This window comes from Micromonospora sp. NBC_01796, assembly GCF_035917455.1.
Classification (GTDB): Bacteria; Actinomycetota; Actinomycetes; order Mycobacteriales; family Micromonosporaceae; genus Micromonospora_G.
This window is the reverse complement of record NZ_CP109078.1, coordinates 6,481,209-6,507,323: the sequence shown is the minus strand read 5'-3', so window position 1 is coordinate 6,507,323 and position 26,115 is coordinate 6,481,209. Positions and strand designations below refer to the sequence as shown.

At 71.5% G+C, this 26,115-nt stretch carries 21 protein-coding genes and 1 pseudogene; 12 read left to right on the top strand and 10 right to left on the bottom strand.

What is annotated here, in order from left to right:
• Positions 1 to 77 precede the first annotated feature (77 nt).
• The 3 genes from OIE47_RS29260 to OIE47_RS29250 form a co-directional block, all read right to left on the bottom strand.
• Positions 78 to 1,382, bottom strand: a complete 1,305-nt coding sequence (locus tag OIE47_RS29260; protein WP_326557738.1) for a D-alanyl-D-alanine carboxypeptidase family protein — start codon at positions 1,380 to 1,382, stop codon at positions 78 to 80.
• 432 nt (positions 1,383 to 1,814) lie between these two features.
• Positions 1,815 to 2,171 carry a nuclear transport factor 2 family protein gene (locus tag OIE47_RS29255; RefSeq protein WP_326557737.1) on the bottom strand — a complete coding sequence of 119 codons (357 nt, stop codon included), beginning with the start codon at positions 2,169 to 2,171 and terminating at the stop codon, positions 1,815 to 1,817.
• A gap of 10 nt (positions 2,172 to 2,181) precedes the next feature.
• A complete protein-coding gene (locus OIE47_RS29250; RefSeq protein ID WP_326557736.1) occupies positions 2,182 to 2,364 on the bottom strand; it encodes a cell division protein SepF in 183 nt (60 codons plus the stop codon).
• A gap of 457 nt (positions 2,365 to 2,821) precedes the next feature.
• Here OIE47_RS29250 and OIE47_RS29245 point away from each other — a divergent pair, with 457 nt between their 5' ends.
• Together OIE47_RS29245 and OIE47_RS29240 are read left to right on the top strand one after the other, a co-directional pair.
• Positions 2,822 to 3,283: a hypothetical protein gene (locus OIE47_RS29245; RefSeq protein ID WP_326557735.1), complete on the top strand. Its 462-nt coding sequence runs from the start codon at positions 2,822 to 2,824 to the stop codon at positions 3,281 to 3,283.
• Positions 3,284 to 3,548: 265 nt separating this feature from the next.
• Entirely contained in the window at positions 3,549 to 4,892 is a 1,344-nt protein-coding gene (locus tag OIE47_RS29240) for an FAD-dependent oxidoreductase (RefSeq protein WP_326563275.1), read from the top strand.
• Between the two features lie 99 nt (positions 4,893 to 4,991).
• On the opposite strand, the gene OIE47_RS29235 is transcribed toward OIE47_RS29240, so the two are convergent.
• A complete protein-coding gene (locus tag OIE47_RS29235; protein ID WP_326557734.1) occupies positions 4,992 to 5,261 on the bottom strand; it encodes a GlsB/YeaQ/YmgE family stress response membrane protein in 270 nt (89 codons plus the stop codon).
• 201 nt (positions 5,262 to 5,462) lie between these two features.
• Between OIE47_RS29235 and OIE47_RS29230 the strand changes: the two genes are divergently transcribed.
• The gene (locus OIE47_RS29230) at positions 5,463 to 6,791 is read left to right on the top strand and encodes a hemolysin family protein (RefSeq protein WP_326557733.1); all 1,329 of its coding nucleotides are present in this window, start codon (positions 5,463 to 5,465) and stop codon (positions 6,789 to 6,791) included.
• A 22-nt stretch (positions 6,792 to 6,813) separates the two neighbouring features.
• Here the strand turns inward: OIE47_RS29230 and OIE47_RS29225 are convergent, their stop codons facing one another.
• Positions 6,814 to 7,911, bottom strand: coding sequence for a DNA alkylation repair protein (locus OIE47_RS29225; protein WP_326557732.1), 1,098 nt, complete (start codon positions 7,909 to 7,911; stop codon positions 6,814 to 6,816).
• Between the two features lie 218 nt (positions 7,912 to 8,129).
• On the opposite strand from OIE47_RS29225, the pseudogene OIE47_RS29220 reads away from it, so the two are divergent.
• A pseudogene (locus OIE47_RS29220) lies at positions 8,130 to 8,846 on the top strand (LLM class F420-dependent oxidoreductase); the annotation flags it as partial.
• A 165-nt stretch (positions 8,847 to 9,011) separates the two neighbouring features.
• Here the strand turns inward: OIE47_RS29220 and OIE47_RS29215 are convergent.
• Positions 9,012 to 9,677: a TetR/AcrR family transcriptional regulator gene (locus OIE47_RS29215; RefSeq protein ID WP_326557731.1), complete on the bottom strand. Its 666-nt coding sequence runs from the start codon at positions 9,675 to 9,677 to the stop codon at positions 9,012 to 9,014.
• 108 nt (positions 9,678 to 9,785) lie between these two features.
• On the opposite strand from OIE47_RS29215, the gene OIE47_RS29210 reads away from it, so the two are divergent.
• The gene (locus tag OIE47_RS29210; protein ID WP_326557730.1) at positions 9,786 to 10,931 is read left to right on the top strand and encodes an FAD-dependent oxidoreductase; all 1,146 of its coding nucleotides are present in this window, start codon (positions 9,786 to 9,788) and stop codon (positions 10,929 to 10,931) included.
• A gap of 38 nt (positions 10,932 to 10,969) precedes the next feature.
• On the opposite strand, the gene OIE47_RS29205 is transcribed toward OIE47_RS29210, so the two are convergent.
• The 3 genes from OIE47_RS29205 to OIE47_RS29195 form a co-directional block, all read right to left on the bottom strand.
• Complete coding sequence (locus OIE47_RS29205) at positions 10,970 to 12,139, bottom strand: winged helix DNA-binding domain-containing protein (RefSeq protein WP_326557729.1); 1,170 nt, start codon at positions 12,137 to 12,139, stop codon at positions 10,970 to 10,972.
• 71 nt (positions 12,140 to 12,210) lie between these two features.
• Positions 12,211 to 12,762 (bottom strand): hypothetical protein, encoded by a 552-nt coding sequence (locus OIE47_RS29200; protein ID WP_326557728.1) that lies wholly within the window; start codon positions 12,760 to 12,762, stop codon positions 12,211 to 12,213.
• An 80-nt stretch (positions 12,763 to 12,842) separates the two neighbouring features.
• Positions 12,843 to 13,697 carry an alpha/beta hydrolase gene (locus OIE47_RS29195; RefSeq protein WP_326557727.1) on the bottom strand — a complete coding sequence of 285 codons (855 nt, stop codon included), beginning with the start codon at positions 13,695 to 13,697 and terminating at the stop codon, positions 12,843 to 12,845.
• A 209-nt stretch (positions 13,698 to 13,906) separates the two neighbouring features.
• Between OIE47_RS29195 and OIE47_RS29190 the strand changes: the two genes are divergently transcribed.
• The 6 genes from OIE47_RS29190 to recQ all read left to right on the top strand — a co-directional run bounded on the left by OIE47_RS29190 (position 13,907) and on the right by recQ (position 25,049).
• Complete coding sequence (locus tag OIE47_RS29190) at positions 13,907 to 16,765, top strand: ATP-binding protein (RefSeq protein ID WP_326557726.1); 2,859 nt, start codon at positions 13,907 to 13,909, stop codon at positions 16,763 to 16,765.
• A gap of 123 nt (positions 16,766 to 16,888) precedes the next feature.
• A complete protein-coding gene (locus OIE47_RS29185; RefSeq protein WP_326557725.1) occupies positions 16,889 to 18,415 on the top strand; it encodes an alkaline phosphatase D family protein in 1,527 nt (508 codons plus the stop codon).
• Positions 18,416 to 18,432: 17 nt separating this feature from the next.
• Positions 18,433 to 19,683: a hypothetical protein gene (locus OIE47_RS29180; RefSeq protein ID WP_326557724.1), complete on the top strand. Its 1,251-nt coding sequence runs from the start codon at positions 18,433 to 18,435 to the stop codon at positions 19,681 to 19,683.
• Positions 19,684 to 19,833: 150 nt separating this feature from the next.
• On the top strand, positions 19,834 to 21,384 hold the full coding sequence (locus tag OIE47_RS29175; RefSeq protein WP_326557723.1) for an alpha/beta hydrolase: 1,551 nt from the start codon (positions 19,834 to 19,836) through the stop codon (positions 21,382 to 21,384).
• A 170-nt stretch (positions 21,385 to 21,554) separates the two neighbouring features.
• Entirely contained in the window at positions 21,555 to 23,204 is a 1,650-nt protein-coding gene (locus OIE47_RS29170) for a RecQ family ATP-dependent DNA helicase (RefSeq protein ID WP_326557722.1), read from the top strand.
• Between the two features lie 9 nt (positions 23,205 to 23,213).
• Positions 23,214 to 25,049, top strand: a complete 1,836-nt coding sequence (recQ, locus tag OIE47_RS29165; protein WP_326557721.1) for a DNA helicase RecQ — start codon at positions 23,214 to 23,216, stop codon at positions 25,047 to 25,049.
• A 9-nt stretch (positions 25,050 to 25,058) separates the two neighbouring features.
• Here recQ and OIE47_RS29160 read toward each other — a convergent pair whose 3' ends face one another.
• Positions 25,059 to 25,628: a histidine phosphatase family protein gene (locus tag OIE47_RS29160; RefSeq protein ID WP_326557720.1), complete on the bottom strand. Its 570-nt coding sequence runs from the start codon at positions 25,626 to 25,628 to the stop codon at positions 25,059 to 25,061.
• 244 nt (positions 25,629 to 25,872) lie between these two features.
• Here OIE47_RS29160 and OIE47_RS29155 point away from each other — a divergent pair, with 244 nt between their 5' ends.
• Positions 25,873 to 26,100 carry a CbtB domain-containing protein gene (locus OIE47_RS29155; RefSeq protein ID WP_326557719.1) on the top strand — a complete coding sequence of 76 codons (228 nt, stop codon included), beginning with the start codon at positions 25,873 to 25,875 and terminating at the stop codon, positions 26,098 to 26,100.
• Positions 26,101 to 26,115: the final 15 nt, after the last annotated feature.

The following is a 26,115-nucleotide window of genomic DNA, read 5'->3' as shown; positions in this document are numbered from 1 at the left end:
ATCCTCCTGCGGTTGCGGTCCGTCCATCATGGCCGGTGGGCCGCCGGCCGTGTGACCGCCCGGTGACGGACCGACCGCTATCCGAGCAGTCCCGGCCGACGGCGCCGCCCGACCGGGCGGCGCGGGCGGCGGCGGGCCGACACCAGCAGGACCACGATCGTCAGCACCAGCGCGACGGTGAGGACGGCCGCCACGCCGATGGCCACCGGCGGGGAGAGGCCCGCGAACCAGGTCTCGCCGCGGGCGGTGGCACGCGCGGACGAGCGCTCACCCGGTGCTCCCCCGGACCCCGGTGACGGGGAGGGGGCGGTCGCCTCACCCGGGTCGACCAGGCGGCCGACCGACGCGTCCCCCGCCACCGAGAAACCCCAGTCGAGCAGCGCCGCACCCTGCTGCCAGCCGCGCAACGGCCGGGCCTCCCCGCCGAGCAGCGTCACCACCAACCGTCGGCCGTTGCGCTCGGCCGCACCGACGTAACTGTGCCGGGCCAGGGTGGTGTATCCGGTCTTGCCACCGAGCGCGCCCCGGTAACGGAAGATCAGCTGGTTCTCGTTCTGGATCTGGAAGCCCTTCTGCGCCCCCTGCGCCGGGATCTGCGTACGCTCGGTCATCGCGTACCGGCGGAAGGCCTCGTTGGCGAAGCAGACCCGGGCGATCAGCGCCAGGTCGTACGCGCTGGTGAACTGCCCCGGTCCGTCGAGACCGGACGGCGTGACGGCATGGGTCTGCAACGCGCCCAGCCGGTGCGCCTCCTCGTTCATCGCCTCGACGGTGCCCTCGACCCCGGTGTCTCCACCGGCCAGCCGGGCAAGGACGTTGGCCGCGTCGTTGCCGGAGTTGAGCAGCAGCCCCAGCCAGAGCGTCTCCACCGGGTAGCGTCCGCCCACCAGCAGGCCCACCGCGGAACTGCCCGGTTCGATGTCGAGATCCTCGCGGGTCACTGTGATCACCTGCTTCGGATCGAGCTTCGGCAGCGCGGTCGCGGCCAGCAGGAGCTTCTGCACACTCGCCGGGGTGCTGTACTCGTGGGGGCCGCAGCCACCGAGGACGGCACCGGTGTCCAGGTCGGCGACCACCCACGAGGTCGCGGTCACGGCCGGCGGCTTCGGCGCCCCGGCCGGGACGACCAGTCCCGGCGTCGCGAGCTCCGGGCCACCGATTGCGCGGTGCTCGGGGTCCCCGGGAGGTGGCGACGGGCGGGGCGGTGAGGCCGGGCGGGGCACCGGTGGCGACGGCACCGGGCAGGGCACCGGTGCGGCGGCCGAGGTCGCGATGGCCGGCGGCGCCGTCGCAGCGCTGGCGGCCTCCTGCGGTGTGACCCCCGTGGCCGATACGGCGAGCACGGCACCGGTGACCGCTGCGGCCAGACGCCGCCCCTTCATGAGCACCAACCCCTCATGGGCAACGAGGGTAACTTGGGATGGTTCGCCCGGTCACGCGAGCCCCTGCGTGCGCTGTGACCCCGCCAACCGGAGCAGTCCAGGTGCGGCCGATACGCGGGAACTGTCCATATTCGTCCAAACTACGCCACAGGCGTCCTCCGACCGGACAGGAGATCGAGTACCGGTACGTGCTTTCGTCGAAATAGCTTTCGGTAGGTCAGGGTCCGGTACGGCTCGAACGGGGCTACGCGTCCGGCTCGGTTGCACCCGCATCAGTTCCCCGGAGCCGGTACACCATCGAAAGTGACGGTGGTGGCGTCAGGAGTGAAGTTTGCGCCGGTGACGGCTTGCCCGGTCACTCAGCGCTACGGCTGCCTGCGCCGGCCCGCTAGGACCGCCCGCAGCGCAACATGGCCGCCCGGCCGCATAGCGCTACGGCTGCTCGGCCGCGTAGAAGGCGCGGACGCGGGCGGCGTCGCCCCGATCGTCCAGTTCGACGACGTCGAGCACGCGGTTGCCGTTCTCCCGCCGGTAGAGCAGGGCGTAGCCGCCCGGCGAGGTCAGCAGCGCCTCCTCGTCGAACCGCAGCCCCGGCGCGAGCGCGAGGCCGCGGGCGAAGTGCTCGCGCAACTCGGCCCGACCCGCCAACCGGCCGTCCGACCTGCCCCACCGGCGGACCACTGTCGGTGCCGCGAAGTCCACGTCCTCGGCGTAGCACGCGATGATCGCATCCAGGTCGTGCGCGTTCCAGGCGGCGAGCCACCGGTCCGCGTGCGTACGCGCGTCCATGCCTCGGTCCTCAGGCCGGCACGCCGACCGGGTGCCCGGCGGTCCTGGGGCCAGACTTCCCGGGCGGAACCAGCACGAACATCCCGGGCGCGACGAGGTCCATGGCGCAGCCCCGGGCCACGACGAGGCCGGCCGCGAAGTCGACAAACGGCGTGGCAACCGGACCCACCATGCTGGTCAGGTCCATCACCACAGTGTTGCCTCGCAGACGTAGTGCCCGACGTAGAAGACGTCGACGTAGCTCTCGGGCCGCCGCGTCTTGATCACCGTACCAGTCTCGCGGGCCGGGTCGACCCGTCAAGCGCCGACTTCGGAGGAAGCCATGGGTCAGGTCGGGTCGATGACTTCAGAGCTCAAGTCTGCCTCGATCTCGGCGACGCTCAACGCAACGGAGCCGCCTGCTTACGACCCGGGAACCGGGTCCGCCGTAGCGACCGGGGTGGCAGCAGTGGTTCGATCTCGGCCCACAACTCGTCCGCGACGATCCACGGCGGCTGCTCACCCCTCCTCACGTTCAGGAGGAACGACCCTCAGCCCCCTACCGGATACGCCCACCATCATTCCGTTAGGAGTTGTAAGCATCCACCATGTCATTGATGTTCAGGGATTACCGAACGGGGCAGGATGACCGGTCGGGTTAGCCTGGCGACATGTTGAAGGCGCAAAAAACCAGCGTCTGGCGTAGCCGTTACGAGATCAGCGTCGACGGCCGCGCGGTCACCACCTGGGACGGTGCGTTCTGGAAGAGTGGTGGCGGTTTCGATCTCGACGGCCGGCACTACGAGGTGCGCGGCAAGACGTGGGGCAGCCGGTTCAACCTGGTTGACGAGGGCGACCGTACGGTCGCCTCGGCCGAGCGGGTGGGCCGCAGGCGGTGGACGGTCGGGGCCGGCGGCCGGACCCACCACTTCCGGCGCGCGTCGTTCTGGGGCAGCGAGCAGGAACTGCATGCAGGCGGCGTTCGGGTCGGGTCGGTACGCAGGACCAGCTCCTTGCGGGGAGACATCGTCGCCGATCTACCCGGTCTGCCGCTTCCGGTGCAGATCTTCGTCCTCGGCGTGGTCATCACCATGTGGAACCAGCAGGCCGCCGCGGCGAGCGCCGCTTCCTGAGCCGGCAATAGGCAGGGTCGACGCGACGCGCGACATAGACGCCAGTACGTCGCCTGGACGTTCAGCCAGTGATAGTCTCCGTCAAGTTCCCGCTGCGCGGTCAGTCGGTGACCCACTGTGACCGAAGGCGGGGCACGGGCCAGTGGCAACCGACTTCCGGGTGGCGGATTCCGCTTCGGAGAAGGAGTGCCGAGTGCCGCCCTCAGCGTCACGGCTTTTCGCCCAGATAACAACGTCGGAACGGCCCACCGACACCAGAGTGATCATGCGGCGGGCGGTGGTGTTGGGTGGGAGCATCGCCGGGTTGATGGCCGCACGGGTGCTCAGCGACCACGCCGAGGAAGTCCTGATCATCGAGCGGGATCCGTCCGAGGTGGACGTGGGGCCGCGTCCCGGCGTACCGCAGGGCAGTCAGGTGCACGCGCTGCTGCCGGCGGGACAGGCGCAACTGGAGCGGTGGTTCCCCGGCTTCGCGAAGGAGGCGTTCCAGGCAGGCGCGCCGCTGCCGACCGGGGGTACGGGCAAGGTCTTCCTCAACGGGGTGCTGCGTACGGCGCCGATGTCCCGGCCGCAGGTCCCGGGGCTGATCACCACCCGGCCGTTCCTCGAGGCGCTGGTCCGGAAACGCACCCTGGCCATCGGAAACATCACCATGGTGCCCGGTCGCGCCGACGGGCTGGTCTTCGACGGCAACCGGGTCGCCGCTACCCGGTACGTCCCGGACGGCGGGACCGAGCCGGTGACGGTCACCACGGATCTGGTGGTGGACGCGATGGGGCGTTCCAGCCGGCTCGGCGACTGGCTCGACAACTCCGGGTGGACGCGCCCCCCGATGCGCCGGATGCCGATCAAACTGAACTACGCCACCGCGCTCTACAAGCGCGACGAGCAGGTGAGCGACGCCTGGGTGGCGGTCGCGCAGACGACTCCGGGGGACGGCCGGGTCGCCCGCATCGGCGGCATCAACTCGGTCGAGAACGACCAGTGGATCATGCTGGTCGCCGGTTACGACAACGACCGACCCACCCGCGACGTCGAGGATTTCACCAACCGCTGCCGGGAACACTTCCCGAAGGCGTTCCGGGACATCGCCGAGCACGGCCAGCGGATCGGCGACGTGGCGACGTACCACCAGGCCGACAGCCGCCGGCGGGACTTCCACGAGTTGGACCGGCTCCCGGCCGGACTGGTCGCCGCCGGGGACTCGGTCGCGTCGTTCAATCCGATCTACGGTCAGGGCATGACCTCGGCGGCACTGCACGCCTCCTGCCTGTCGGCGTACCTGCGGTCGGATCCGGCACTGCACGAGCCGGCGCGAGCCTACTTCGACCGGGTACGGGTGATCGTCGACGCCGCCTGGCAGATCTCCACCTTCGCCGACCTCGACCTGCCGCACGTCGACGGGCCGTACCCGCGCGGGTACCGGCTGATCAGGTGGTTCACCGACCTGCTGTTCCGCGCGTCGATGACCGACGGCGTGATCAACGACCGGCTGGCCCGGGTGACCACGATGCTCGACCACCCGACCGCGCTTGCCCGGCCAAGCACCCTGTGGCGCGCGGTCCGGCTCCGTTTCCTTCCCTGGACGAGCGGTTCCCTTCCAGGGTGAACGGCCGGTAGGACCGGAGGGGCCGCGAGAAGCGTGCGGCGGCGACGCTCCCGGAATCGGTGCTGGGCATTCCGGGAGCGTGCTGTCCGTCGTTACCGATCACGGCGTACGTCGGCCGTACGCACCCGCGGCCAGCGCGACGCCCACGGCGGCGAGGCCGACCTGCAGGGCGATCTCGATCCAGTCGACACCGTCGGTGTCGGCGACGTCGATCGCCCCGGCGATGATCGTGCCGAGCAGGGCGGCGAGGATGCCGATGACCAGGGTGAGCCAGATCGGGATGCTCTGCCTCCCGGGTACGACGAGACGCCCGAGGGCGCCGATGACGAGGCCGATGACGAGGGCGGTGAAGATGCCACTGATCTCCATGTCGGTTCCTTCCCTTCGATGTCTGCCGCGCCTGTCCACCCGCGCGGCGGGCCAGCTCAATCCCAGTGTGAACGGGCTGTCGAGCACGGAGTAGAGCCACGTCGATGCGTACGATGGGCGTGGTTCCCGGCTGGATTGGGCATGACGGTGCGGCCGGTTAGTTTTGTGCTTCGACCAGTCAGGTGAGGAAGGCGTCGCGGCGTGGGTGGCTACGGGTTTCAGGTGGCGCTGGTAGCAGTGTTGGTGCTGGTCAACGCGGTCTTCTCGGGTAGCGAGATGGCCCTGGTGTCGTTGCGGGAGAGCCAGCTGCAACGGTTGGAGCGCGGGTCGCGTACGGGGCGGGTACTGGCCCGGTTGGCCCGGGATCCGAACCGGTTCCTGGCCACCATCCAGATCGGCATCACCCTGGCCGGTTTCCTCGCCTCGGCCGCCGCCGCGGTCTCGCTCTCCGCGCCGCTGGTCGAGCCGCTGGGCTTTCTCGGGTCGGCCGCCGAGCCGGTCTCGATCGTCCTGGTGACCATCGTGCTGACCTTCCTCACCCTGGTCTTCGGCGAGTTGGCCCCGAAGCGGATCGCGATGCAACGTACCGAGGGTTGGGCGCTGGTCGTGGCCCGCCCGTTGGACATGCTCTCCACGTTCTCCCGACCGGCGGTGTGGCTGCTCAGCCGGGCCACGAACACGGTCGTACGGCTGACCGGCGCCGACCCCGACGGGGGCAGGGAGGAGGTCACCGCCGAGGAGCTGCGGGACATGGTCGCCGCGCAGCCGAGCCTGACCGCCGAACACCGGACGATCATCAGCGGTGCCTTCGAGGTGGCCGACCGGATCCTGCGGGAGATCCTGGTGCCCCGGGGCGAGGTGACCACCCTGCCGGCGGACATGCCGACCGCCGAGGGGCTGCGGGTGCTCGCGAAGTCGGGTCAGTCCCGGGCACCTGTGGTCACCCGGGCCGGTCTGGACAACGTCGTCGGGGTGGTGCACCTGCGGGACCTGCTCGACGGCACCGGCGTGGTGGCCGACCACGCGTCCGAGGCGCTGTTCATGCCGGAGACCCTGGGCGTGACCGACGCTATCCGGCAGATGCGCCAGCAACGGCAGCAGTTCGCCCTGGTGGTGGACGAGCGCGGCTCGATCGACGGCATCGTGACGATGGAGGACCTGATCGAGGAGATCGTCGGGGAGATCTACGACGAAACCGACCGGGACGTCCAGGCGGTGATCCGGGAGCCGGGCGGCACCCTGCTGCTCTCCGGCACCTTCCCCATCCACGACCTGCCCGATCTCGGGCTCGACCTGGACGAGGCCGACGACGGCGACTACACCACCATCGCCGGTTTGGTACTGGCCCGCCTCGGTCACATCCCGACCGCGCCCGGCGAGACCATCGAGGTGCCGGCGTTCACCGCGGCGGTGGTCGAGGTGACCGGACACGCGATCACGAAGGTCCGGTTGCGTCCCCGGTCGGGTGAGTCGGCCGGTGGCGACGACGAGGTCCGACAGGCGTCGGGCCAGGTGCCCAGCAACCGGTAGCCGGTGCCGGGCAGTCGCCGCATCAGCCGAGGTCGAAGTCGACCATTCCGGACCGTACGCCGTTGACCTGGACCTCGATCGCGTGCTGGCCGGGGTGGTACCGGCGGGTGGTGATCGGTTTGAAGGAGTGCCGGCGGCTCAGCGTGAGCTGCTGTCCGGGTGCGAGGACCCGGTTGGCCAGCTTGAAGACCTTCGGCGCCAGGCTCCCGTTCGCCTTGCGGAAGTGCACGACGTAGTCGACGACGAGGTTGGCGTCCCGGTCGCCGTTGTTGCCGACCACGATCTCGAAGCCGACCTCACCCCCGAGGGGTACGGCCGTCCTGTCCAGGTGCGGGCCGGTGACCACGACCCCGACCGGGGGCGGGAAGCCCAGCAGCGCCAGGGCGTCGGGGTCGGCGGCCTTGACCAGGGTGCGCATCGCGTGCCGGACCAGGCGCGGGGTGGACGGCTCGGGTCGCTCCAGCCAGCGCGTCGCGGTGGTGACCGCCAGCTCCGGATCGAGCCGGCTGAGGTCGTTGAGGTGGTTCGCCACCGAGCGTCGGACGTACTCGACCTCGTCCCGGTAGAGGGCGTCGAGGATCGCGACGGTGGCGTCGGGGCGCCGGGTCAGCTCCGGAACCCGCTTGGCCCACGGCAGCCGGGGCCGGGTGCCCTCGCTGGCCAGCCGGCGTACGTGTTCGTCCGGATGGGTAGTCCACCCGATGACGGTCGCCAGGGTCCGGTCGAGGTCGGCGTTGAGGAACGTACGCAGCGCGAACTCGCCGGTGAGCCGGCCGGTCAGCTCGGCGAGCAGGCCGAGCCCGGACTCGAAGTCACCGGCCTCGGGTGAGGCGAGTGCGCGTACCGCGACGGCCTCGGTGACCGGCCAGATCATCCAGCCGGTGAAGGACGGGTCGGCCAGGGCGTCGCGCAGGATCGCCGCAGAGGACCGGTAGGAGTCGGGCAGATCGGCCAGCAGGGCGTCGCGGATGGCCAGCGCCCGTTCACTGAGGGTCAGACCGACCAGCGCCGCGCCACTCGCGGCGACACCGTCCCAACGGCGCCGCGGCGCCACGTCGGCGAGTACGCGCACGAGGTGGGTCACCGTCGTTGTGCTGATGAGTTCGTCGGCGGTGGGCATGCGCGTCCTCGTACTGGTTGCGGTGGGAGTGCTCCGATCGGGGGCGGGGCCAGCATCGCACGCGGCTGGGACATTTCCGGGCCGTCTGCCGTCCGGGCCGTCTGCCGTCCCGCCGTCGGCGACACGCCGCGACGGTGGGGCGCCACCTGACCACGGAGAGCCACCAACGGGTGTTCTATGAGAGCAATCAGCGGATAAAAGGGAAAGCGTGGTACTCCATGTTGCTTGGTATGCAGATCGCCACCTTCACCTGGCCGAACGGGCCGGCCGGTCTCGGTAGCGACCTGGCGGCGGTCGCCCGTACGGCGGACCAGGCGGGCTTCGAGTATCTCGCCCTGATGGACCACTTCTTCCAGATCCCGACCGTCGGGCCGACCGAGGCCGAGATGCTGGAGGCGTACACGACGCTCGGGTTCCTGGCCGCCCACACCGAGCGCGTCAAACTCCTGACCCTGATCAGCGGCGTACACCACCGGCCGGCCGGGCTGCTCGCGAAGATCGTGACGACGTTGGACGTACTGTCCGGGGGGCGAGCGGTGCTCGGCCTCGGGGCCGGCTGGAACGAGGAGGAGTCGCGCGGGCTGGGTTTCGGATTCCCGCCGCTCGCCGAGCGCTTCGAGCTGCTGGAGGAGACCCTCCAGTTCGTGCTCGGTATGTGGTCGGACGACGACGGTCCCTACTCCGGCCGGCACATCGAGGCCACCCGCCTGCTGAACTCGCCGCAGTCGCTGGCCCGGCCCCACCCGCCGATCATGGTCGGCGGGAGCGGGGAGAAGAAGACCCTGCGACTGGTGGCGAAGTACGCGCAGGCGTGCAACCTGTTCAACACCCCCGAACTGCCCCGCAAGCTCGACGTACTCCGCCAGCACTGCGAGAACGAGGGCCGCGACTACGACGAGATCACCAAGACCGTCTACCAGTTCATGGACATCGGGGACAACGGCGAGAAGACCGGCGAGCTGATCGACGAACTCGGCCGGCTCAGCGAACTCGGGCTCGACGTGGCGATCGGCGCGGTGCCGCAGCTACCACGCCTGGACGTGCTCGAACGACTCGGCACCGACGTCGTACCCGTCGTGGGGAAGTTTCCGACCGTCGGGCTACGGGCGCCCGAGCAGGTAGCGCTGGATGGTGGGGCCGAGCCAGTCGACCAGCACCGCACGGTCCATCCCGACCACCGGCGGCAGCCGGAGAACATAGCGGGTCAGCGCCAGGCCGAGCACCTGGCTGGTGATCAGGCCGGCCCGCTGCTCGGCTGACAGCGCCGCATCCCCGCCGGGCGAGGGAACCCCGACGCGTACGGCAAAGGCACCGATCGCCGGAGCGACCTGGTCGGCGAAGATCTGCCGCATCCGCTCTGCCGCCGCAGGGTTGGTCGCCCCCGCCCGGAGCAGGGCGATCATCGTCTCGTCCTCCTCCCACCGGTCGAGGAAGTGCGCGACGAGCGCGGACCCGATCCTGTCCGCCGGTAGGTCGCCGAAGTCCGGCAGCCGCAGGTCGAACTCGGCGGCGGCGGCGAACAGCCGTTCCTTGCTGCCGTAGTAACGCATCACCATCGACGGGTCGATCGCCGCGTCCGTGGCGATCGCCCGGATGGTGGCCCGGTCGTAGCCGTCGGCGGCGAACCGTTCGCGGGCTGCCCGCAGGATCGCCGCACGGGTGGCGTCGGACCGGCGCGGCGGCGCCGCCGGATCAGCCGCCGCCGGCCCGGACCCGGCGCCGGGGGCTGCGGCGGCCGAGGCCGCACCTCGATCACGCGGAGACATGTCAACGAGTGTAGGCCAACGGCCGTTGACATCGACGTCAACACACACCTACCGTTGTCAACAGGCGTTGGCAAACAAGTGTTGGCATTGGCTCTGCCGGAGGTAACGATGCTGCCCAGCAACTGCGACGTACTCGTTGTCGGTGCCGGTCCGACCGGGTTGGTCACCGCCGTGGCCCTCGCTCGGCGCGGCGTCGACGTCACCGTGGTCGACCGGGTGGCCGAGGGCCACAACACCTCCCGCGCCAACGGGGTACACGCCCGGACGCTCGAGGTGCTGGCCACCCTCGGTGCCGCCGGACCACTGGTGGAGCAGGGCGTCCCCGCCACCCGGGTCACCCTCCGAGATCACGACCGGACCCTGCTGACCATGCGTTTCGACGGCCTGCCGACCCCGTTCCCGTACGTGCTGCTGGTGCCGCAGTCGGTAACCGAAAAGGTGCTCCTCGACCGGCTCACCGCGCTCGGCGGTCGGGTGCTCCGGCCGTACCCGGTGGTGGGCCTGGCGGCCGACGGACCCGGCAGCCGGGTCACCTTCGCCGGCGGGGAGACCGTCCGCGCCCGCTACGTGGTCGGCGCGGACGGCATCCACAGCACCGTCCGGCAACAGGCCGGCATCGACTTCCCCGGTACGGACAGCGCGAAGTCGTTCGTCCTCGCCGACATCCGGGTCGACACCACACTCCCCCGCGACGAACTGGTGCTTTTCTTTTCCCACACCGGACTGCTGGTCTGGGCACCACTGCCGAACGGCAGCATCCGGATCGTGGCCGAGGTCGACGACCCGCCGGAACACCCCGACGTGGCGTACGCGCAGTCACTGCTCGACGCCCGCGGCCCGGCCGCACGACGCAGCACGGTGACCGAACTGGTCTGGGGCTCGCGTTTCCGGGTGCACCACCGGGTGGCGGAGTCGTTCCGGGCCGGTCCGGTGCTGCTCGCCGGGGACTCCGGGCACGTGTTCAGCCCCGCTGGCGGACAGGGCATGAACCTCGGCCTGCGCGACGGCGCGGCGCTCGCGGACGCCCTGGCCGACGTCCTCTCCGGCGCCCCCGAAACCGTGCTCGACGCGTACGCGACGAGCCGCCGGTCGGTGGCGCGGGAGATGGTCGGGTTCGCCGAACGGCTCACCCGGATCGCCACCACCCCGCCCGCACTGCGCCCGCTGCGCAACGCGGCGCTCCGGCTGCTGTCCAGCCACCCGACCGCCCGGGGCCGGGTGGTCGGACGGCTCGCCGGGCTGGCCGACCGCTGACCGGATCCCGTCGCGCTCCACCAGGCACGCGTGACGCCCTACGCGTGGCCGCCCACGGTCACGGTGCCCATCGTCAACCGGGGTGTGCCCTCGAGGATCCGACCGACCCGCTCCACCTCGTCCTCGAGCTCGGCCTGCCTGCCCTTGCCGAGCCGGTGCAGGGACTCCACGGTGACGTCGAGCTTGCGCCCGGCGCGACGTAGGTGCCAGACCCCGGCAACCGTGCCGTCGACCAGCAGCACCGGGAAGGTTCCCGCCTGACCGGTGCGGCTCAGCGCCCGCTCCGCCGCCCGGCCCGGGAAGAGCCGCTTGCGGGGATGGCTGCCGACCGTGTACGCGTCGAAGTACGGGAGCAGCCGTACGCCGCCAGGCTCGATCTCCGGCAGCACCTTGTCGTCGGCCGCCAACCAGGCCGGGGAGCCGTCGAACTCGACCTCGCGCAACTCGCCGGAGAGCGAGTCGAACAGTTCCGCCGCCCAGCCGGGCGGTCCCCCGATCCACTGGGCGAACTGCTTCGACGTCGCCGGTCCGTACGCGTGCAGGTACTGCCGTACGACCTTCGTGAGGGCCGTCTTGCCCCGGTTGGGCCGGAAGCCGGGCAACCACCGGTGCGGATTGGTGTACGTGACCCGCCTGCCACGGTTGGGTCCGAAGCAGAGCGCGCCCCGGTGCGCCGCCACCGTGATCGCCTGCCGCCAGCGCGGCCACTTCTCCTGGAACGCCGGTACGACGAGGTCACCCGCCCACGTCCCGGTGGCCGCCAGCACCGCCTCACCCAGCTCCTCGACGGTCAACTCGGCGTCCTCCAGCGCCTGGCCGATCGCCCCCACGACCTCCTCGGTCTGCCCGGCCGTCAACCGCACGTCGTCCGGGAACTGGTTCGTCGACGGGATCGCCGACAGTGCGCCGGTCCACATCGGCAGGTCCCGGGTCGGCAAGAGGTGTACGGTCCCGCGCGGCCCGTACGTCTTGACCAGGCTGCGTTCGGTCCACAACGCGTCGCGTACGTCGGTCCGGGTCGCGCCTTGCAGCCGCAGGCCCAGGGAGAGTTCGGCCGCGGAGAGGACCTGGGCGTGTGCGCCGCAGATCGCCCCGGCGACGTCGGCCGGGCTCGCGTCGACCGACACGGGTCCGAGTGCGTGCCGCTCCAGGCGCCGGGCACACACCTGCGGCCACTCCACTCGCGGTACACCTGCCCGCCCGGTCATCGGACATCCCTTCGACACGGCTCCGGCGGAGCCTATCGAAGGTCGCGCCGGGCCACCGGGACCCGGACCGGTCAGGAGTGGTCGACGTGGGCCGGATTCCAGACGGCCAGCTCCGCCACGCGCAGGACCGCCTGCCGCGACGCCCGCTGCACCTGGTCCGGCTCGGCGACCTCGTCACAGTCGAGCCACAGCGCGTCATACATGCGGCGCAACGGACCACCGGGTCGGCTGAACCCGATCAGCAGCGGATCGTCGAACTGCGCGCCGAGGTCCCACACGAGATTGAGGCAGTCGAGCAGACCGCCGAGCCCATCTCCCGTACGCCAGGCGAACAGCCGGTCGAGCCGGAAGTCGTCCGGGTCGGACATCTCGGGCGTACCGCTGGCGATGGCCTCGACCAGGCGCGTCCAGCCCGGTGTACGGGCGAGCACGTGCGAGGACCGGTCACCTCCGACGTACCGGCACAGCGCCTCCGGTGTGTCGAACAGCGCGTACCGCCGCCCGACCGGCAGCAGGTAGTCGCGGCCTTCGGGCGTGTTCCCGCCCCAGAGGGACCAGCCGGTCCGCTCCGGCAGGACCAGCCGTACGGGCCGGAGCTCGCACTCGTGGAAGATGTCGTCCAACAGGGGTCCCGCTCCTCGCTCGCCTGCGGCGGTGCGGCCGGCGGGTGCCCGTGGGCGTCGCCGGCCGCGCCGGTGAACCGCTAGACGAACCGCTTGACGAAGGCCAGAGCGGTGTCGGCGACCTCGCGCCAGCCGCTGTCGATGGTGAGCGCGTGTCCGCGGTTGGGGATCTCCACGAACTCGGTCACGCCCTCGTTGCGCTTCTGCTTGTCGTACGTCGCCTCGGAGATCGCCCTCGGCACCGTGTGGTCCCGCTCGCCGGAGACGACCAGCAGCGGCCCCCGCTCCGGGTTGGTGCTGTCCACCTTCGCCTCGGTCCACGGGTTCAGGTTCGCCGCCGCGGCCTGGAACAGCGGTGCCCCCGGCGCCGGTACGGCGTACGTGTCGTAGAGCTGCCGCGCCTCGTCCTCGGTCACCGCGTTGGCGAACGCGAACCGGAACTGGTCGTACGTGAGTGGCACGGCACGGTGCCAGTTGGCCGGGTTGCCGAGCACCGGTGCGGCCGACCGCAGCGCCGAGATCGGCAACGGCAGCACGCCCCGGAACGGCGCGGCGTCGATCGCCACCGACGCCGCCGACAGGCCCCGCCCGGCGAGGATCTGGGTGAGCAGCCCGCCGAAGGAGTGCCCGATCACCGCGGGCTTTCGGTCCAGCTTGCCGATGACGTCGGCGTAGTGGTCGGCCACCTGGGTGATGGTCTTGTCGGCGAAGACCTCCGGGTGCGCGTTCGCCTCCTCGACCGTCTCCGGGTCGTCCGGCCAGCCCGGGGTCAGCGGCGCGTAGCCGGCGGCCTCGAACACCTCCGCCCACCGGTCCCAGCTGCTCGGCAGGAGCCAGAGGCCGTGGATGAACACGACCGGCGTACGGCCGCTCGCGTTGGCCGCGGCAATCTGCTGCTCGGTGCCCACTGGTAGCGGGTGTACGGATTCAGTCATGTTCTCTCCCAGGTTCACCTGCACGGACGCGCCGAACGTACTCTCGCTGCCCGACCGGCGGCTATACGTCAGGTGACGTAGGTTCTCCTTTTGCCGCTGTGCGGGTGGAGGGACCGTCGCGGGCACGCGGGTGACCGGGCACACCATTGGCCGGGCGCGGCATCGGCCGAACGCTCCGGCGCACCTAGGCTCCACCGCGATCCCGTCCGGTGGTCGACGGTGACGGCCCGGCACCCGCCGCCGCGCCGGAGTACGGGACGGTCGGACCGGGGGTACGGGTGGTGGACGAGGTCCTCTTCGGGCGGGAGTCGGAGCAGGCCCGGCTGACCGGTCAGCTCGACCGGGCTCCGGCCACCGGCGGTGCCCTGGTGCTGCGCGGCGAGGCCGGCGTCGGCAAGTCCTCGCTGCTGGCGGCGACCACGTCGCAGGCAGCCCGGCGGGGGATGCGGATACTCACCACAACCGGGGTGCAGGCGGAGATCGAGGTTCCGTTCGCCGGGCTGCACCGCCTGCTCCGTACGGTCCTGGACGGTGAACGGGAGCCGGCCGCCCGCGACACCGTGCTGGCTGCGGTCGGGATGGTCGACGCGCCGGTCGGTCAACCGTTCCGGGTCGCCCTGGCCGTGCTCGACCTGCTCACCACCACCACCGCCGCCGCCGGTCAGCCCGTCCTGCTGGCGGTGGAGGACGCGCAGTGGCTGGACCGGCCGAGCTGGGACGTGCTCACCTTCGTCGCGCGGCGGCTGACGTCCGACCCGGTCGTGCTGGTCATGGCGATGCGTGACGGCGCCGAGTGCGAACGCCGGCTCGCCTCGGCCGGTCTGCCGGAACTGCGCGTCGAGCCGCTGGCCGAGGAGCCGGCGGTGGCACTGCTCGCGTACCGGGCACCCGGGTTGTCACCCGCGCTGCGGGCGAGGGTCCTGTCCGAGGCGGGCGGAAACCCGCTCGGTCTGGTCGAGCTGGCCGTGGTCGCGGCCCGGTTCGGCCCGGACGCCCTGCTGCCGGCCTCGCTGCCGCTGACCGCCCGGGTGGAACGGACCTTCACCGCACTCGTCGGCGAGCTGCCCCCGGCGACCAGGACGCTGCTGCTGGTCGCCGCGCTCGACGACGGGGACGGCCTGGACGAGATCCTGGGCGCGACCGCCGGGCTGGAGACCACGCCGGTCACGGTTGCCGACGTCCAGGCGGCGGTCACCGCCGGCCTGGTCGAGGTGGACGACGGGTTCCGGATCCGGTTCCGGCACCCGCTGGTCCGCTCCGCGGTACGCCAGGCGGCCGGGGTCGCCCGGCGACGGCAGGTGCACGCCGCGCTCGCCCGGCAGCTCGCCGGGCAGGACGACCGCCGGGTCCGGCACCGGGCCGCCGCCACGATCGGGGCCGACGAGCAGGTGGCGCGGGACCTCACCGCCGCCGCCGACCGGGCCGCCCGCCGGGGCGCGGTCGCCTCCGCGCTGACCACGATGGAACGCGCCGCGCAGCTCAGCGAGGACGCCCGCGAGCGGTCCGACCGGCTGCTGCGGGCGGCCGGGTACGCGGTCGACCTCGGCGACCACCCGAGCGTCGTACGGCTGGTCCGGGATGTCGAGGAGCAGTACCTCCAGCCCACCGACCAGGCCCGGCTGTCCTGGCTGCGGGAGGCGTTCCTCGGCGGGGGCTGGTCCGGGGCCGCGCCGCTGCCGGCGTTCGTCGACATCGTGGACCTGATGCGACGCAACGGGGACACCGAACTCGCACTGCACAGCCTGGTCACGCTGAGCGTTCGGAGTTGGTGGTCGAACCCGGACGAGCAGACCCGTGGACTGCTCCTCGCCGCCGCGGAACGGCTGGACGTGCCGGCGCTGGATCCACGGCTGGTCAACGTGCTCGCCGGGGTCGCCCCGATCGAACGCGGGGCCGAGGCACTCGACCGGCTGTCCGTGCTGATGCGCCGGATGGACAGCGATCCGGGTGATTTGTTCCTGCTCGGCAACGCCGCCAACGCGATCGGGGCGCTCGGGCTGGCGACCACCTTCCTCGCCTCGTCGGTCGCCGGCCTCCGGAGCCAGGGCCGGCTCGGTCTGCTGGCGGTCACACTGGTGAACCAGGCCTGGACCGCCGCCCAACTGGCCAACATCCGGCTCGGCCTGACCGCCGCCACCGAGGGTCGGGCGTTGTCGCTGGAGACCGGCCAACCCCGGTGGGCGATGACCGCCGACCTCAACCGGGCCCATGTGGAGGCCCTGCGGGGCAACGGCGAGACCGCCCGGGAGTTGGCCGACGAGGTGGAGCGGCTGTTGCTGCCGAGCGGCGCGAGCCCGATCCTCGGCATGGTCCAGCTCACCCGGGGTGTCGAGGCGCTCGCCGCCGGGCGGGACGCGGACGCGTACCGGCATCTGTACCGGATCTTCGACCCGGCGGACGGCGCGTACCACCAGTACCTGCGGTTCTCGGCGTTCGGCCACCTCGCCGACGCCGGTACCCGCAGCGGGCACCACGACCAGGTCGCCGCGATCCTGCGTACGCTGCAACCGATCGTCGCCGCGACCCGGTCCCCGATCCTGCGGGTCACCGTGGCGTACGCGGAAGCAGTCCTCTCGGCCGGCACCGACGCGGACGGCGACGCCGGCACGGACGAGGTCTTCCGCGCCCGTCTGGGCACCGACCTGTCCGGGTGGCCGTTCGAACGGGCCCGGCTCCAGTTGGCCTACGGCGGGTGGCTGCGGCGACGGCGGCGCGTGGCCGAATCGCGGCCGCTGTTGCGCGAGGCGTGCGCCGCGTTCGACGCGTTGGGTGTGGTGCCGTGGGCGGACAGGACCCGGCGGGAGCTGCGGGCCGCCGGCGAGGCGAGCCGCCGCCCGGTCGACTGGCAGAGCCTGCTCACGCCACAGGAGTTGCAGATCGCGGAGCTGGCCGCGACGGGGTTGAGCAACCCCGAGATCGCCGAGCGCCTGTTCCTGTCCCGACGCACCGTCAGCACTCACCTGTACCGGATCTACCCGAAGATGGGGATCAGCTCGCGCGGCGAACTGGGGCGGACGATGTTCGCGCCGGGTGAACGTGGCGACACGCCGAGCGACACACCGAGCTGAGCACCGGCAGTCACCACCGGGTGACCCGTACATCCGTTAGCCTCGATGCGACCACCTCGGCGTCATGTGGCTTTCTCCGCCTCGGACCGTGGCGTTCACGGACGCCCTCCAGGGTTATCGACCATGAAGAGGCTCAGCCGTCGCACCATCGTCCTGGGTGGACTGGCCACCGCGGGCACGGTGGTCGCCCCCTGGCGCATCGCCCAGGCCGCCGTACCGTTTCCGTTCAAGCTGGGGGTCGCCTCCGGCGAACCGGCGCCCGACAGTGTCGTGCTCTGGACCCGCCTGGCCCCGACGCCGCTCAACGCCGACGGGCAGGGCGGCATGGCCAACGCCGACGTGACCGTCGAGTGGCAGGTGTCGGCCAACGACCGGTTCACCTCACTGGTCGCATCCGGCTCGGTCGCCGCCCGTTACGCCGACGCGCACTCGGTGCACGTGGTGGCGGGAGGTCTCGCCCCCGACGCCGACTACTACTACCGGTTCCGGGCCCAGGGGCACATCTCCCCGGTCGGACGTACGCGTACCGCACCGGCCGTCGGTACCTTCGGCCGCGAACTGGTGATGGCCTTCGCGTCCTGCGCGCACTACGAGTCGGGCTACTACACGGCGTACCGGCGGATCGCCGAGGACAATCCCGGACTGATCCTGCACCTGGGCGACTACATCTACGAGGGCGGCGCGACCGCCGGCGCGGTACGCGAGCACCTGGGCAGCGAGATCGTCAGCCTGGCCGACTACCGCCGCCGGTACGCCCAGTACAAGTCCGACCCGGACCTCCAGGCGGCGCATGCGGCGGCGCCGTGGCTGGTGGTGCCGGACGACCACGAGGTGGAGAACAACTACGCCAACATGGTCCGGGCCAACAACACCCCGGCGCTGACCACCGCCCAGTGGACCGCCCGGCGTACCGCCGCGTACCGCGCGTACTACGAGAACATGCCGCTGCGGCCGAGTTCCGCGCCGAGCGGGAACGCCATCTCGCTGTTCCGCCGGGTCCGGTGGGGGCAACTGGCGACCTTCCACATGCTCGACACCCGCCAGTTCCGCGACGACCAGGCCAGCGGTGACGGGTGGAAGGTCTCCACCGACGCCGACCTGGCCTCGCGCAGCCTCACCGGTGCCGCCCAGGAGACGTGGCTGCTCGACGGGCTGGCCCAGCACTACGGCACCTGGGACATCCTGGGCCAGCAGGTCTTCTTCGCCCGCCAGCTCGACGCCGCCGGGGCGGCCAACATGGACGCCTGGGACGGTTACCGCGCGTCCCGCTCCCGGATCCAGCAGGGCTGGACGCAGCGGGGCGTACGCAACCCGCTGGTGCTCACCGGCGACGTGCACCGGGCCTGGGCCAACGACCTCAAGGCCGACTACACCAACTCGTCGTCGGCCACCATCGGCACCGAACTGGTCTGCACCTCGATCACCTCCGGTGGCAACGGGAGCGCCAGCACCACCATCCCGAACGTGTCGAACAACCCGCACCTGAAGTTCTCCTCCGACCGGCGCGGTTACGTCCGTACGACCATCAGTCCCACCCAGGTCCGGGCCGACTTCCGCGCGGTGGCCACGGTCACCGAGCACGGCGCCCCGGTGTCCACCGTCGGTTCGTTCGTCGTCGTCGACGGCCAGCCCGGCCTGCGTCCCGCGTAAGAGGAGAAAACCACCCGATGTCAGCCATCACCTCACTGCTCGTCGCGTCCCTCCTCGCGGCACCGATCCCGTCGGACGTGGCCGCCGCCGCGGCGACCTGGTCCACCGCCAACAGCGTCGCCACCGGCGACCAGGACACCCCGGCCGTCGCGGCCAACCGCAACGGGCGGGTCGCGGTCGTCTGGGAGGACGACCGGGACGACACCAACCCGGGCGACAACCTGCACTCGGAGATCTACCTGCGGGTGTTCAACAACGGCGCCGCCGTGTACGAGGTCAAGCTCTCCGCCGGTGGCACCAGTGGCGCCGCCTGGCGGCACGTGAACCCGGACGTGGGCCTGGACGACAAGGGCAACGCGGTCGTGGTCTGGTCCGACGACCCGGACGGCAACGGGGTCTACAACGTCCCGTACCGGGTGGTGTCCCCGACCGGGACGGTCCTCGCCTCGGGCCGGGCCAACGCCAGCACCGCCGGCCAGCAGACCTGGCCGAGGGTCGCGGTCGACCCGGACGGCGTGGCCAACAACAACGCCGCGGTGGCGTTCACCGTGGTCTGGGAGGACGTCCAGGGCACCAGCCCGGCGACGGTCAGGGCCGCCGGCTACACCAACATCACCACCAAGGCGTACGAGGTGACGGCGAGCCAGACCACTGGTCAGCACCACCGGCCGGACGTGGCGGTGTCGGCGTCCGGCGAGGCGACCGTGGTGTGGGACGAGGACGGTGACGCCAACGGCTCCTACAACGTCGGGCTCACCCGTCTGGCCAGGGCGAACGGGGCGGTCACGCTCTCCCGCCGGACCGCGAACGCGAACAGCGGTGGTCAGCAGGTGCGACCCGCCGTGGCGGCGAACTTCAACGGTGACTTCACCGTCGCCTGGGAGTCCGACCACACCGGCACCCGTGGGGTGTGGACCCGTTCGTTCACCACGACGGGTGTCGCCCGGCACAGCGAGGTCGAGACCTCCGCCGGTACGGGTGCCGCCGCGCCGACGGTCGGCATCGACGACCAGGCCAACGTGGTGGTCGGGTGGACGGTGCAGGCGACCGACACCGACGTCCGGGTCCGCGGCCTCAACCCGGACGGTACGGACACCGGCCGGCTGGCCGCGCAGGTGCTCAGCCAGTCCACCGTCGGCCGCCAGGAGCAGATGGCCATCACCAGTTCGGCCTGGGGTGAGGTGGCGGTCTGCTACACCGACGACAACGACGGCAACCAGTTCGACCAGGTCCTGTTGGGTACCGGCGTGACCAACTCGAACTGGTAGGACCATGCGTGGGGCACCGTCCCGGATCGGTCACGCACCGGTCCGGGACGGTGGCCGTGCAGGTGTCGGTCGATGCCCCGCAACCTTGACCCCCGGTCGCGCGTGTGACCCGTGTCAGAAGATCGACCCCTCTGTCGAGGATGGTTGCGGATGAGAAGAAGAACAACGCGGCTGCTGGTCGCCACGGTGCTGATCGCGGTCGCACCGGCGCTGGTCGGAGCCGCACCGGCAGCCGCGCAACGGCCGGGTACGGCGACGGCACCACCGGTCACCTGGTCGGACTGCGACGACGGTTACCAGTGCGCGACCGTGGCCGCGCCGCTGGACTACGACCAGCCGCGAGGGCGGCAGATCAGCCTCTCCCTGATCAAGGATCCGGCGACGGATCCGGCGAACCGGATCGGCACGCTGTTCGTGAACTTCGGTGGCCCCGGCGCCTCCGGGGTGGAGCGGCTGCGGGCCCGGGGTCGGTGGGAGTGGCTGTTCTCGCCCGAGTTGCGGGCCCGGTTCGACCTGGTGTCGTGGGACACCCGAGGGGTGGGCCGCAGCAGCGCCGTACGGTGCTTCGGCACCGAGGCGGAACAGCAGGAGTTCTTCTCCACCATCCCGGCCTTCCCGGTCGGGGCGAGCGAGGAGAGGGCCTTCTACGCCGCCGCGGAGGATCTCGGCCGCCGCTGCCGCGACCGCAACGGCGACCTGCTCGACCACCTGTCCAGTGCGGACACGGCGCGGGATCTCGACCTGCTCCGCCGTGCGGTCGGCGACAGCCACCTGAACTACTTCGGGCTGTCGTACGGCACCTACGTCGGGGCGACCTACGCCAACCTGTTCCCCGACCGGGTACGGGCGCTCGTCCTCGACGGGGCGCTGGACTTCATCGGCAACGCCACCGGGCACGGTATCAACGGGCTCACCAAGCCGATCGACACCCGCCAGGACGTACCCCGGGGCATCGCGGAGACATTCGACCAGTTCCTGCGCCGCTGCGCCGCCGCGGGGGCGGCGAAGTGTGCGTTCGCGGCCGGCGGTGACCCTCGGACGAAGTTCGCCGAGCTGACCGCGCGGGCCCGTCAACGGCCGGTCGTGGTGGACGGCGAGAGCTGGTCGTACACCAGCATCATCAGCACCGTCAACGACAACCTGCCGCGTCCGCTGTGGTGGGCGGACCTCGCCGTGCAACTCGAACGGCTCTACAACGCACCGCAGACCGCCACGCTGGGCGCCCGCGCCGCCCGGCCGACACCGGGTGAGGAGTACCTGGCCAACAACACCGAGGCGTTCTACGCCACCAACTGTGCGGACAGCATCGTGCCCGGCAACACCGCGATCTACAGCCGGCTCGGGGCGAGCGAGGAACGGCGGGTGCCGTACTTCGGTCCGATCGGGGTCTTCGACTACATGCCGTGTGCGAAGTGGCCGGCCCGCAACACGGACCGGTACCTGGGTCCGTGGGACCGGTGGACCGCCGCGCCGATCCTGGTGGTCAACAACCGGTACGACCCGTCGACCCCGTGGCACGGCGCCCGCGACGCCACCGCGGAACTGGCCCGGGGTCGTCTGTTCACCATCGAGGGTGCGGGACACACCGGGATGTTCGTCCCCAGTACCTGCGGTGAGCGGGTGAAACGGGAGTACCTGTTCACCGGGGCGCTGCCGGCACCCGGCGTCGTCTGCGCGGCGGACGACGACCCGTTCGCGTAACGGGACGGCCCGTCCGCTCGATCAGGAAGGGCGACGCGTTCGCGTAACGGGACGACGACCTGTTCGAGTGACCGGCGGCCGGGCGGAGACCATCCCGCCCGGCCGTCGGGCCGGTCCCCCGAGCCGGTCTCCGTTTCACGTTCGGCGTGCATGGGTACCTCCGGCCTCCGATGAAGCTGCCACTGCACTCGACCCGCCTGCGCCGCGCCGCGCGGCACCACTTCGGCTGGCGCTCGCTGCGCCCCGGCCAACTCGCCGCGATGCGGGCGGTGATGAAAGGACGCGACGCCCTCGTCGTACTCTCCACCGGAGCCGGGAAGTCGGCGATCTACCAGGTGCCGGCGGCACTGCTGCCCGGCCCGACGGTGGTGATCTCACCACTGCTCGCCCTGCAACAGGACCAGATCCGCACGCTGAACGAGCGGGACAACCCCCGGCTGCGCGCGGTCCGGGTCAGCTCGGCCGAGACGCCGAACCAGCAGGCCGAGGCACTGCACGAGATCGAGGACGGCCGGGCCCGGTTCCTGTTCATCACCCCCGAGCAGCTCAGCAACCCGGAGGTGCTGGCCAAGGTACGCGCGCTGCGCCCGGCCCTGGTCGCGGTGGACGAGGCGCACTGCATCTCGGCCTGGGGAAACGACTTCCGCCCCGACTATCTGGCGCTCGGTCACCTGATCCGGGGACTGGGCCGACCGCCGGTGGTCGCGTTGACCGCCACCGCGTCACCGCCCGTACGCGAGGACATCGTCGCCCGGCTCGGGCTGGTCGATCCGCGTACGGTGGTCGCCGGACTGGACCGGCCGAACCTCTTCCTGGAGGTGGCGCACTGCCCGACCGAGGACTACCGGTGGCGGCGCCTGATCGGCCTGCTCGACGGTGGTCAGTGGCCCGGCATCGTCTACGTGCCGACCCGACGCGCCGCCGAGGAGCTCGCGACCCGGCTGACCGACGCCGGTCACGCGGCCGAGTTCTACCACGGCGGGATGCCGGCCGGCGCCCGTACGGAGTTGCACGAGCGGTTCCTCGCCGACCAGGTGCCGATCATGGTGGCGACGTCGGCGTTCGGGATGGGCATCGACAAACCCAACATCCGCTGGGTGGCGCACGTGGCCCTGCCCGACTCGCCGGACAGCTACCTGCAGGAGATCGGGCGGGCCGGGCGGGACGGGGAGCCCGCCCACGCGCTGCTGCTGTGGCGGGCCGAGGACATCGGGTTGCAGCGTTTCTTCACCGGCGGCACCCCGGACGCCGCAGAGCTGACCGAACTCGCCGCCGCCCTGCACGAGGGGCCGGCCACCCGGACCGCGCTGCGGGAGCGGACCGGGATGGGGGCGCGCAAGCTCGGCCAGCTCCTCGCCCTGCTGGAACGGGTCGGCGCGGCCCGTACGACGGGAACCAGTCAGCGGGTCAGCAGCCCCCGGTACGCCCCGGAGCCGGCGGAGGCGGGCCGGGCGGCGGTCGCCGAGGCCGAGCGGCAGCAGGCGGTACAGAACAGCCGTACGGACATGATGCGGGCGTTCGCCGAGACCACCGGCTGCCGGAGCCAGGCCCTGCTGGCGTACTTCGGCGAGCAGCTCACCACGACCTGCGGGCACTGCGACAGCTGCCACGCCGGCACCAGCACCGCCGCCGACGGGGCGAGCGGGCCGTTCCCGGTGCACAGCACGGTGGAGCACACCGAGTGGGGGCCGGGGATGGTGATGAGCTACGAGGACGACCGGATGACGGTCCTGTTCCAGAATGTCGGATACAAGACGCTTTCCGTACCCGTGGTCAGCGAACAGGGGTTGCTCACCGCCGTTGTCGGCGGTGACTCGTAGACTCCCCGGATGGCTTCCCCGACGCAGGTGCGGACCACGGATTCGTTGCAGGTGCTCCGGCGGGTCTTCGGCTACGACGCCTTCCGGGGCAACCAGCAGGAGATCATCGACCAGGTGGTCGGCGGCGGGGACGCGCTCGTACTGATGCCGACCGGCGGCGGGAAGTCGCTCTGCTACCAGATCCCGGCGCTGGTCCGCGAGGGTGTCGCGGTGGTCGTCTCGCCGCTCATCGCGCTGATGCAGGACCAGGTCGACGCCCTGACCAACCTCGGGGTACGGGCCGGGTTCATCAACTCCAGCCAGGACTACGCCGCCCGGCGGCAGGTGGAGGCGGCCTTCCTCGCCAACGAGCTGGACCTGCTCTACCTGGCCCCGGAGGCGCTCGGCTCCGGCGGCACGATCGGGCTGCTGGACCGGGGCAGGATCGCCCTGTTCGCCATCGACGAGGCGCACTGTGTGGCCCAGTGGGGTCACGACTTCCGGCCCGACTACCTGGCGTTGTCGATGCTGCACGAGCGGTGGCCGACCGTACCCCGGATCGCGCTGACCGCGACCGCGACCCCGGCCACCCACGCCGAGATCGCCACCCGGCTCAACCTGGAGAACGCCCGGCACTTCGTGGCGAGCTTCGACCGGCCGAACATCCAGTACCGGATCGTGGCCAAGCAGGAACCGCGCAAGCAGCTCCTCGACCTGCTGCGCACCGAACACCCCGGTGACGCCGGGATCGTCTACTGCCTGTCCCGGGCCTCGGTGGACAAGACCGCCGAGTTCCTGGTCGGCAACGGCATCGCCGCACTGCCGTACCACGCCGGGCTGGACTCCTCGACCCGGGCCGCGAACCAGAAGCGCTTCCTGCGCGAGGACGGCCTGGTGATGGTGGCCACGATCGCGTTCGGCATGGGCATCGACAAGCCCGACGTACGCTTTGTCGCCCACCTCGACCTGCCCAAGTCCGTCGAGGGCTACTACCAGGAGACCGGCCGGGCCGGACGGGACGGGTTGCCGTCGACCGCCTGGCTCGCGTACGGGCTGCAGGACGTGGTCCAGCAACGCAAGATGATCGACGGCTCCGAGGGGGACGCCGCGCACCGCCGGATGCTCGCCGGGCACCTCGACGCCATGCTGGCCCTCTGCGAGACGGTGGAGTGCCGGCGGGTCCGGGTGCTCGCCTACTTCGGCCAGCAGAGCGAGCCGTGCGGCAACTGCGACACCTGCCTCACCCCGCCGCAGTCGTGGGACGCCACCATCCCGGCCCAGAAGCTCCTCTCCACCGTGCTCCGGCTGCACCGCGAGCGGAACCAGAAGTTCGGTGCCGGCCAGTCGATCGACATCCTGCTCGGCCGCAAGACGGAGAAGGTCGCCCAGCACGGCCACGACGAGCTGACCGTGTTCGGGATCGGCGCCGAGCTGCGCGAGGCCGAATGGCGCGGGGTGGTCCGAGCCCTGCTGGCCCAGGGACTGCTCGCGGTCGAGGGCGAGTACGGCACGCTGGTGCTCACCGAGGCCAGCGCGGAGGTGCTCGGTCGGCGACGTACGGTGATGATGCGACGCGAACCGGAGCGGACCGCCACCTCCCGCGGCGCCAAGCCCCGCGGTGCCGGAGCCCCGGCCGCCGAACTGTCGCCGGCCGCCGCCCCGCTGTTCGAGCGGCTCCGGGCCTGGCGGGGCGCGACCGCCAAGGAGCAGGGCGTGCCGGCGTACGTCATCTTCCACGACGCGACCCTGCGCCAGATCGCGACCGATGTGCCGGCCACCCTGGCCGACCTCGGCCGGGTCAGCGGCGTCGGAGAGAACAAGTTGGCGAAGTACGGCCAGCAGATCCTGGACACCCTCGCGGAATAGCGGCGCAGGTCAGTCCAGCGGCTCGGACAGACCGCGCAGGCTCCACCGGTCCGCGCCCCCGCGCAACACGGTACGGGTGAGCGGGGAGATGTCGATCCGCCAGAACGAGGTGGGTGTCGCCGCGATCGCGGTGACCACCAGCGCCCGGATCACCATCGGATGGGTGACCGCGACCACCGTACGGGTGGAGCCGTCCAGGTCACGCAGCCAGTCGCCGGTCCGGGCGAGCAGGTCGGCGAGGCTCTCCCCACCGTGCGGCGCGGCGGCCGGGTCGGTCAGCCAGGCGGCCACCGCGTCCGGCTCGTCGGCCGCGACCCGGTCGAGCGTGCTCCCGGCCCAGCGACCGAGATCACCGTCTCGCAGCCCCTCGTCGACCGTCGGAACCAGGCCCAGCGCGACGGCGGTCTCGACGCACCGACGGGCCGGGGCGCAGAGCACGGCGTCGAACCGGGGCAGTGAGCCGGCGGCGGCCGTGGCATCGGCCAACCCGTGCGGGTCCAACGGTTCGTCGGCCGGGAAGGCGGCCCGGCGGACCGCCGCCGTCGGCGCGTGCGCGATCAGGATCAGTCGGGTCGTCATCGCCGGTGTCGATCTCCTCGCCATGGATGGTGTCGGACGTGGCGCACACGATGCTCGCGCAGGTTGACACCCCGGCGCCGCCGCCCGTAGCGTCCGGTCCACAGCGTGATGGTGGGAGGAAGCCGGTGAGATCCCGGCACGGTCGCGCCACTGTAACCGTTCTCCGCCGTGCGGCAGTCCGGAAGTCAGACCCTCCACCGTCACGGATACCACTATGGGACGCGTGATCCCGAGGAGGTTTGCCATGGCAAACGTATCCGCACTGCCGACCCCGACCGCCGTGACCGTGCCGATGCCGGCACCGATCCCGCTGCGCCAGATCCTCCCCTGGGCGATCTTCGGCGCGGTGCTGGCGGTCGTGCTGCTCTACTTCGTCGGCGCCGAACAGGGTGTGACCTCGCTGATCTCCGGCGAAACGGTGCACGAGTTCGTCCACGACGGACGCCACCTGCTCGGTTTCCCCTGCCACTGAGCCGGCCGGACACCC

What these genes read in the sequence shown, in the direction of transcription:
- OIE47_RS29260 (WP_326557738.1), bottom strand. Translation starts at nt 1,382, where the DNA reads ATGAAGGGGCGGCGTCTGGCCGCAGCGGTCACCGGTGCCGTGCTCGCC.
- OIE47_RS29155 (WP_326557719.1), top strand. Translation starts at nt 25,873, where the DNA reads ATGGCAAACGTATCCGCACTGCCGACCCCGACCGCCGTGACCGTGCCG.
- OIE47_RS29180 (WP_326557724.1), top strand. Translation starts at nt 18,433, where the DNA reads ATGTCAGCCATCACCTCACTGCTCGTCGCGTCCCTCCTCGCGGCACCG.
- OIE47_RS29255 (WP_326557737.1), bottom strand. Translation starts at nt 2,171, where the DNA reads ATGGACGCGCGTACGCACGCGGACCGGTGGCTCGCCGCCTGGAACGCG.
- OIE47_RS29195 (WP_326557727.1), bottom strand. Translation starts at nt 13,697, where the DNA reads ATGACTGAATCCGTACACCCGCTACCAGTGGGCACCGAGCAGCAGATT.
- OIE47_RS29170 (WP_326557722.1), top strand. Translation starts at nt 21,555, where the DNA reads ATGAAGCTGCCACTGCACTCGACCCGCCTGCGCCGCGCCGCGCGGCAC.
- OIE47_RS29160 (WP_326557720.1), bottom strand. Translation starts at nt 25,628, where the DNA reads ATGACGACCCGACTGATCCTGATCGCGCACGCGCCGACGGCGGCGGTC.
- OIE47_RS29175 (WP_326557723.1), top strand. Translation starts at nt 19,834, where the DNA reads ATGAGAAGAAGAACAACGCGGCTGCTGGTCGCCACGGTGCTGATCGCG.
- OIE47_RS29215 (WP_326557731.1), bottom strand. Translation starts at nt 9,677, where the DNA reads ATGTCTCCGCGTGATCGAGGTGCGGCCTCGGCCGCCGCAGCCCCCGGC.
- OIE47_RS29225 (WP_326557732.1), bottom strand. Translation starts at nt 7,911, where the DNA reads ATGCCCACCGCCGACGAACTCATCAGCACAACGACGGTGACCCACCTC.
- OIE47_RS29240 (WP_326563275.1), top strand. Translation starts at nt 3,549, where the DNA reads ATGCGGCGGGCGGTGGTGTTGGGTGGGAGCATCGCCGGGTTGATGGCC.
- OIE47_RS29235 (WP_326557734.1), bottom strand. Translation starts at nt 5,261, where the DNA reads ATGGAGATCAGTGGCATCTTCACCGCCCTCGTCATCGGCCTCGTCATC.
- OIE47_RS29210 (WP_326557730.1), top strand. Translation starts at nt 9,786, where the DNA reads ATGCTGCCCAGCAACTGCGACGTACTCGTTGTCGGTGCCGGTCCGACC.
- OIE47_RS29185 (WP_326557725.1), top strand. Translation starts at nt 16,889, where the DNA reads ATGAAGAGGCTCAGCCGTCGCACCATCGTCCTGGGTGGACTGGCCACC.
- OIE47_RS29245 (WP_326557735.1), top strand. Translation starts at nt 2,822, where the DNA reads ATGTTGAAGGCGCAAAAAACCAGCGTCTGGCGTAGCCGTTACGAGATC.
- recQ (WP_326557721.1), top strand. Translation starts at nt 23,214, where the DNA reads ATGGCTTCCCCGACGCAGGTGCGGACCACGGATTCGTTGCAGGTGCTC.
- OIE47_RS29205 (WP_326557729.1), bottom strand. Translation starts at nt 12,139, where the DNA reads ATGACCGGGCGGGCAGGTGTACCGCGAGTGGAGTGGCCGCAGGTGTGT.